Below are 6077 nucleotides of genomic sequence, written 5' to 3'. Positions count from 1 at the left end.
GCTAAAGAACGGTGTAAACTTTTGGGAATCCGTAGTTTGAATTGTCCAGAATAATAATCTAGATTATTGGGTTCCGGAATTGAGATTCCTTCCTCTAATGCAGCTAAGATCCACTCTTTTTTCGCATCTTGTGCATTATGAAACGCACTTTCGATCGTTTCGCCGCTGGTTATACAGCCAGGCAAATCTGGAAAAGACCACCTTCATCAAAATCTTCGAAAACGACCATCCGATAGGACTGATTTAAATATTCTTCAATCGTTTTCATCATGATTTTTTCCTCGCTTTCTACTGTTTTTTGAAGTTCGTCTGCATTATAAATAGTATCGTATTTGGCGTCAAATAATAAGGTGCCTTATAAAAAAATGGACTTTATTGTCCATTGTTGATGATTTGATAACCTTTTTTCCTTACAGTATTTCGAATATAATCGATCGTTTGATCCAAGCCATGGTCTGCCAGGGTTGTTAATAGATGCAGGATCAGCTTGTCCGTATCCGGGTGGATCATGATGCGGTTTCGTCCCTGGAGATAGTAATCCAAAGCGCTGCGGTCGGTGTATTTCTCTTTTTGGTAGATCATACTGGCTGCAACGCGGTCGCAGAACATTTCGATCACATAGTTGACCGGCATACGCACCGGATGGACACCGTGAGGACCATTATCGAGCCAGTATTCCCAATGGTGTTTGTTTCTTCCTTTATGGTGAAGCCAGCTCAAAGAATATCCGATCTCTTCTTTTTGGGCATCGATGGGGGAACGAAATCCCTGATAGTACTGAAAACCGGTCTTTAATTCGGTCCAGGAATACTTGCTGAGATCGTGCAAGAAGCCTTGTTTATAAAGATGGCATCGAAAACAAAGCTTTGTGACTTTTACTTTATGTTTATTGATGGTTTTTAAATGCCCTTTGATCTTAGAAAGAGAGGTCATGAGATCACTCCTTTTGACGTTTTTAATTCTAACATAAAGTGTTAGAATGATACCATTGAAACCCAGGGAGGAATGTTCATGAAATTTGCGGACTATATTTATCATCATCCAGATGTCGAAACTTTAAAAAAAGAGATCCAGACGATTGAAAAACAGCTTCAGGAAGCTTCGAATCTTGAATCGTTCTGGAAGGCGTTTATGGACTTTGACACCTTGAATCGACATTTTTCTACCGATCTGAATCTTTGTGAGATCCGCCACACGATCAATACCAAAGATTCGTATTACAAACAAGAAGAAGATTATCTCAATGAGATCCTGCCGATCGTCCAGGAAGATCTGGTTCGAGTGGGCAATGTGATCTTGGAAAGTCCTTATCGAAAAGAACTGGAAAAGAAGATCCCTCAAACGTATTTCTGGGCCAAGGAGCTGGAAAAGAAATGTTTTTCACCCGAAGTGATCGAAGATCTCCAGGTCGAAAACAAAGCTTCCAGCGCCTATCAACAGCTTGTGGCCAGTGCCCAGGTGGAATTTGAAGGAAACACGTATACGCTTTCGCAATTGGAGCCTTTGATGAAAAGTAAAGATCGCTCGCTGCGTAAACGAGCCACGAAAGCTTATTGGGGCTGGTTTGAAGAAAACGAAGAAGAACTGGCTTCGATTTTTGATACGTTGGTCAAGACAAGAGATCGAATTGCCAAAAAGCTGGGGTATGAAAACTTTATCGGCTGCGGATACGACCGCATGTATCGTTTTGATTATGATCAAAAGGACGTCGAAACATACCGCCAACAAGTTTTAAAGACAGTGGTTCCTTTAAATAATAGACTTTATGAAAGGCAGAAGAACCGATTGGGCGTTGATCGTTTGATGGCCTGGGATGAAAAAGTGGAATTTGTGAGCGGCAACCCTAAGCCCAAACACGATCGTCAAACCATGGTTCAGCTGGCTTTACAGATGTATCGGGAATTGTCTGTGGAAACAGGGGAGTTCTTTGCGTATATGATCGATCACGATCTGATGGATCTGGACAGTAAACCAGGCAAGGCGGCAGGCGGCTATTGTACGTATCTCAATGATTATGATGCCCCGTTTATCTTTGCGAATTTCAATCAGACCAGCGGCGATGTCGAGGTCCTGACCCATGAAGCAGGACACGCCTATCAGGCCTATTCTTCCAAAGAGATCGTTCCGATGGAATGTATTTGGCCCACCAGTGAAAGTGCGGAGATCCATTCAATGTCGATGGAATTTTTGACCTATCCATGGATGAAAAACTTCTTTTTGGAAGATACGCAAAAGTTTATCTTTGATCATTTGAGCGGTGCCGTAAAATTCTTGCCGTATGGGGTGCTGGTCGATCATTTTCAGCACGAGGTCTATGCCCACCCGGAAAAAGATCATGCCTGGCGTATGCAGACATGGAGAGAACTGGAAAAACAATATCTTCCGCATAAAGACTATGAAGAAGTGGAACTCTTAGAAAGAGGCGGCTGGTGGATGCGGCAGCTGCACATCTTTATGGATCCTTTCTATTATATTGATTATACGTTAGCACAAGTCTGTGCATTACAGTTCTGGGCCAGGGCACAGAAAAAGGATCCCGATACCTTTAAAGATTATCAGCGGATCTGTAAGTTAGGCGGAAGTCTTCCGTTCAAACAGATCGTACATCAGGCACATTTACAAGATCCTTTTGAAAAGGGCTGTCTGGATGAAACGATCCAGGAAGTTTCTGCGGTCCTGGATTCGATCACGGATGAGGAACTTTTATGAGAAGGGCCAGACAACAGCTTTCACAAAGTGAATGCGAAAGGATCCTGAATCAAAATACGTCCGGTATTTTAGCCCTTTGCGGCAAGGATCAGCAGCCTTATGGGGTTCCGTTAAGTTATGCCTATGCAGAAAATCGGATCTTTTTCCACATTGCGAAAAGCGGTCATAAGATGGATTTGATCCAGGAGAATCCCAAGGCATCGTTTACGGTAATCGATCAGGATCATGTACGGCCGGAACTTTTCACGACCCAGTATAAAAGCGTGATCGTTCAGGGAAGAATTTTGATGGCCAAGGATGCCTTAAAACGAGAAGGGCTGATCAAATTGAGTGAAAAATACAGCCCGGGAATCGATCCCGAACCGGAAATCAAACGGTATGGGGATCAATGTGAGGTTTTAGTTTTAGAAATGATGACTTGTACCGGAAAACAAGCAAAGGAATATTTGTAAAGAAGAGTGGAAGGAAGAATATGCAAAACGACACACTTTCCAGATTACGAAATGGGGAAGCCTTAAATTTATCTGAGCAGATCAAGATGATCTTGTTGTTGGCGATCCCTGCCATATTATCACAGATCTCCAGTACGGCGATGCAGTATATCGATGCCAGTATGGTGGGAAGCCTGGGGGCCCAGGCTTCTGCCAGCATTGGTTTGGTTTCCAGTACGACCTGGATGTTTGGCGGTGTCAGTTTTGCGATCATTACCGGTTTTACTGTACAGGTAGCTCATGCGATCGGGGCCAAAGCTTTTGTGCGTGCCCGCAACATCATGAAACAAGGGTTCTTGTTTGGTGAAGGGTTTGCGCTTGCCTTAGCCTTGATTGGAGCCGGCATTTCTTCCTTTTTGCCAGGATGGTTAGGAGGAACACCGGAGATCTTACAGAACGCCTTTTTGTACTTTCTGGTCTTTGCCTTGTTTCTTCCTTTTCAACAATTGAATTATTTGGCCACAGGGATGCTGCAGGCATCGGGGAATATGAAGGTTCCCAGCCTCTTGAACATTTTAATGTGTATTCTGGATGTGTTCTTTAACATGTTCTTTATCTTTTATCTGGATCTGGGGGTCATGGGGGCCAGTATTGGAACGGGCTGTTCGCAGCTGGTGGTTTCTTTACTGATGTGCGGCTTTCTCTTTTTCAAAAGCGAGTTTTTACATCTTCGTAAAGAGGAGAAATTCTACTGGGATAAAGAGATCTTTTCCCAGGCTTTACGAATCGGGCTTCCGGTTGGTTTGGATCGCCTGGTGACCAGCAGTGCCTATGTGGCTTTCACGCGCATTGTTTCCCCATTAGGAACAATTGCGATTGCAGCCAACAGTTTTGGGATCACGGCTGAAAGTCTTTGTTACATGCCAGGCTATGGGGTGCAAAGTGCGGCCATTACTTTGATCGGTCAAAGCATTGGTGCCAAGCGCAAAGATCTGACCTATCGTTTAGGCGTGCTCACGACATTGTTAGGGACGGGGCTGATGACTTGTTCTGGCATGTTTATGTATTTTGGTTCGCCATTGATGATGCATCTGTTGAGCCCAGATGCCCAGATTGTCGCTTTGGGGGTGCAGATCCTTCGCATTGAAGCTTTTGCCGAACCGATGTATGGCGCCAGCATCGTGGTGGCCGGCGTTCTTCAGGGAGCTGGCGATACGTTGTCTTCTTCTTTGATGAATCTTGTCAGTATGTGGTGTGTCCGTATTCCATTGGCGGCCATCCTGGCAGGAACCTACGGTTTGCCAGGTGTCTGGTTTGCGATGGCTTTGGAGCTGAATGTGCGAGGCATTCTTTTCTTGATTCGGCTGGTCAGAAAGAAATGGCTCTATAAACTGGAGAATGGATCCTCAATTGTATTTAAGCAATGAAAATGGTATTCTTGTTCTATGAATGAAAGACAAGGAAAGATCTTAGAGCTGCTGAGTCAGCACAAACGTTTGGAAGTTACGGAATTATCGAAACGTTTTCAAGTTTCCCAGGTTACGATTCGAAAAGATCTGATGACTTTGGAACAAAATGGAATGCTGATTCGGGAACATGGCTATGCCACTCTCAACAACAGCGATGATATCAATAAGCGCCTTCCTTTTCACTTTGAACAAAAGCTGAGGATTGCCAAAGAGGCTTGTAAACTGGTGGAAGATGGGGAAACGGTCTTTATTGAAAGCGGATCGTGCTGTGCTTTACTGGCACTGGAGATCGCGACGACCAAAAAAGAAGTGACCATTGTGACCAACTCCAGCTTTATTGCGGATTACATCCGTAAATGTGAAGGGGTGCAGATCGTCTTGCTGGGCGGAAATTTCCAGAAAGAAGCCCAGGTAATGGTGGGTCCGATGACGGCACAATGTGCGCAGGCGTATTTTGCGGACAAGATCTTTATCGGAACGGATGGTTTCAGTTTGCGCACGGGCTTTACCGGCAATGATTATCTTCGCAGCATTGCGGTCCAGGATATGTCCAAACAGGCAGATAAAGTGATCGTGATCACGGATTCCTCGAAGTTTTCTCAGAAGGGAAATGTATCTTTGATCGATACTAAACAAATCTACATGCTGGTAACGGATTCTCAGATCCCGTCTGAACAGGAAGTGTATCTAAAAGAACAGGGAATAAAAATTTTAAAGGCTTAGAAGAAATATTCTAAGTTTTTTTGGTAGTTTTAGGCCAATGGTGGTTTAAGACTGTCTGATTTTCATATAAAAGAAGAGGTAAAAAAACTGTTGATAAAGTCTTTTCAGAAAGCGATTTTATCAACAGTCTGAAAGGAGAGTTGAAGCTCTCCTTTTTTGTGTTAAGGCACTTTGCTCATTTGCTTACTTGAATTATAGTATGGTCTTTTTTTTAGGCTGGTTCTATCAACAAGCAATTGATAGTGTTTCTATCGCTTAGTTCTTTGTTTTAAACAAAACTGTATTACAATAACTACTATTTTACTATTATAGCAAAAATTTAATGATTATATAATTCTATAACTATATTACTATACGATATATAATTTAAGTGAATTAAAGTAATTTCAAAGGACGTGATAATTATGGTTATTTTATTAAATTAAAATTTACTTTTATGTAAAAAGGCTAAAAAAGAAAAGAGGTGCGAAATATGAAAAAGTTGATTTGCCTACTTACATCTTTAATTTTTTGCTTATGTTTTATAGCACCAGTTTCCGCAGAAGAAAATTTAAATGATAATATCAGTGCTTTTAAAATAATGTATGACAATATTGAAAAAGTAACTATTACTCAAAATGGAGAGGATGTTACAGAAAAATATATCGACGGATTTGTTGATGCTTATCAATCGGGAGAAGAAGATAAAATAGATGCATATATCAATTCAAATAACTTAAATATTAGTGTAGTTGCAGATAATAAT

At 42.1% G+C, this 6077-nt stretch carries 7 protein-coding genes; 5 read left to right on the top strand and 2 right to left on the bottom strand.

What is annotated here, in order from left to right; genetic code table 11:
- A partial coding sequence (locus tag Q0K03_RS06960) for a type II toxin-antitoxin system HicB family antitoxin (RefSeq protein WP_297238987.1) occupies positions 1-185 on the bottom strand: 185 nt, incomplete at its 3' end.
- 187 nt (positions 186-372) lie between these two features.
- Positions 373-933, bottom strand: a complete 561-nt coding sequence (locus Q0K03_RS06955) for a DUF5662 family protein (RefSeq protein ID WP_297238986.1) — start codon at positions 931-933, stop codon at positions 373-375.
- A 78-nt stretch (positions 934-1011) separates the two neighbouring features.
- Here Q0K03_RS06955 and Q0K03_RS06950 point away from each other — a divergent pair, with 78 nt between their 5' ends.
- From Q0K03_RS06950 to Q0K03_RS06930, 5 genes are all read left to right on the top strand, one after another.
- Positions 1012-2709, top strand: coding sequence for a M3 family oligoendopeptidase (locus Q0K03_RS06950; RefSeq protein WP_297238985.1), 1698 nt, complete (start codon positions 1012-1014; stop codon positions 2707-2709).
- On the top strand, positions 2706-3161 hold the full coding sequence (locus tag Q0K03_RS06945; protein WP_297238984.1) for a pyridoxamine 5'-phosphate oxidase family protein: 456 nt from the start codon (positions 2706-2708) through the stop codon (positions 3159-3161). The genes Q0K03_RS06950 and Q0K03_RS06945 overlap by 4 nt, the downstream gene beginning before the upstream one ends.
- A gap of 20 nt (positions 3162-3181) precedes the next feature.
- Entirely contained in the window at positions 3182-4567 is a 1386-nt protein-coding gene (locus tag Q0K03_RS06940) for an MATE family efflux transporter (RefSeq protein ID WP_297238983.1), read from the top strand.
- A gap of 18 nt (positions 4568-4585) precedes the next feature.
- Positions 4586-5332: a DeoR/GlpR family DNA-binding transcription regulator gene (locus Q0K03_RS06935; RefSeq protein ID WP_297238982.1), complete on the top strand. Its 747-nt coding sequence runs from the start codon at positions 4586-4588 to the stop codon at positions 5330-5332.
- A 472-nt stretch (positions 5333-5804) separates the two neighbouring features.
- Positions 5805-6077, top strand: a 273-nt coding sequence (locus tag Q0K03_RS06930; protein WP_297238981.1) for a hypothetical protein, incomplete at its 3' end; no start/stop codon positions are given.

Origin of the sequence: uncultured Faecalicoccus sp., assembly GCF_944327125.1 — a bacterium.
In the GTDB taxonomy this organism is placed as follows: domain Bacteria; phylum Bacillota_I; class Bacilli_A; order Erysipelotrichales; family Erysipelotrichaceae; genus Faecalicoccus.
Note: the sequence above shows the minus strand (reverse complement) of the source record. Positions and strands in the feature narration are given on the sequence as shown.

Excerpts from the sequence above, each read along its gene's own strand:
- Q0K03_RS06955 (WP_297238986.1), bottom strand. The coding sequence starts at position 933 with ATGACCTCTCTTTCTAAGATCAAAGGGCATTTAAAAACCATCAATAAA.
- Q0K03_RS06950 (WP_297238985.1), top strand. The coding sequence starts at position 1,012 with ATGAAATTTGCGGACTATATTTATCATCATCCAGATGTCGAAACTTTA.
- Q0K03_RS06945 (WP_297238984.1), top strand. The coding sequence starts at position 2,706 with ATGAGAAGGGCCAGACAACAGCTTTCACAAAGTGAATGCGAAAGGATC.
- Q0K03_RS06940 (WP_297238983.1), top strand. The coding sequence starts at position 3,182 with ATGCAAAACGACACACTTTCCAGATTACGAAATGGGGAAGCCTTAAAT.
- Q0K03_RS06935 (WP_297238982.1), top strand. The coding sequence starts at position 4,586 with ATGAATGAAAGACAAGGAAAGATCTTAGAGCTGCTGAGTCAGCACAAA.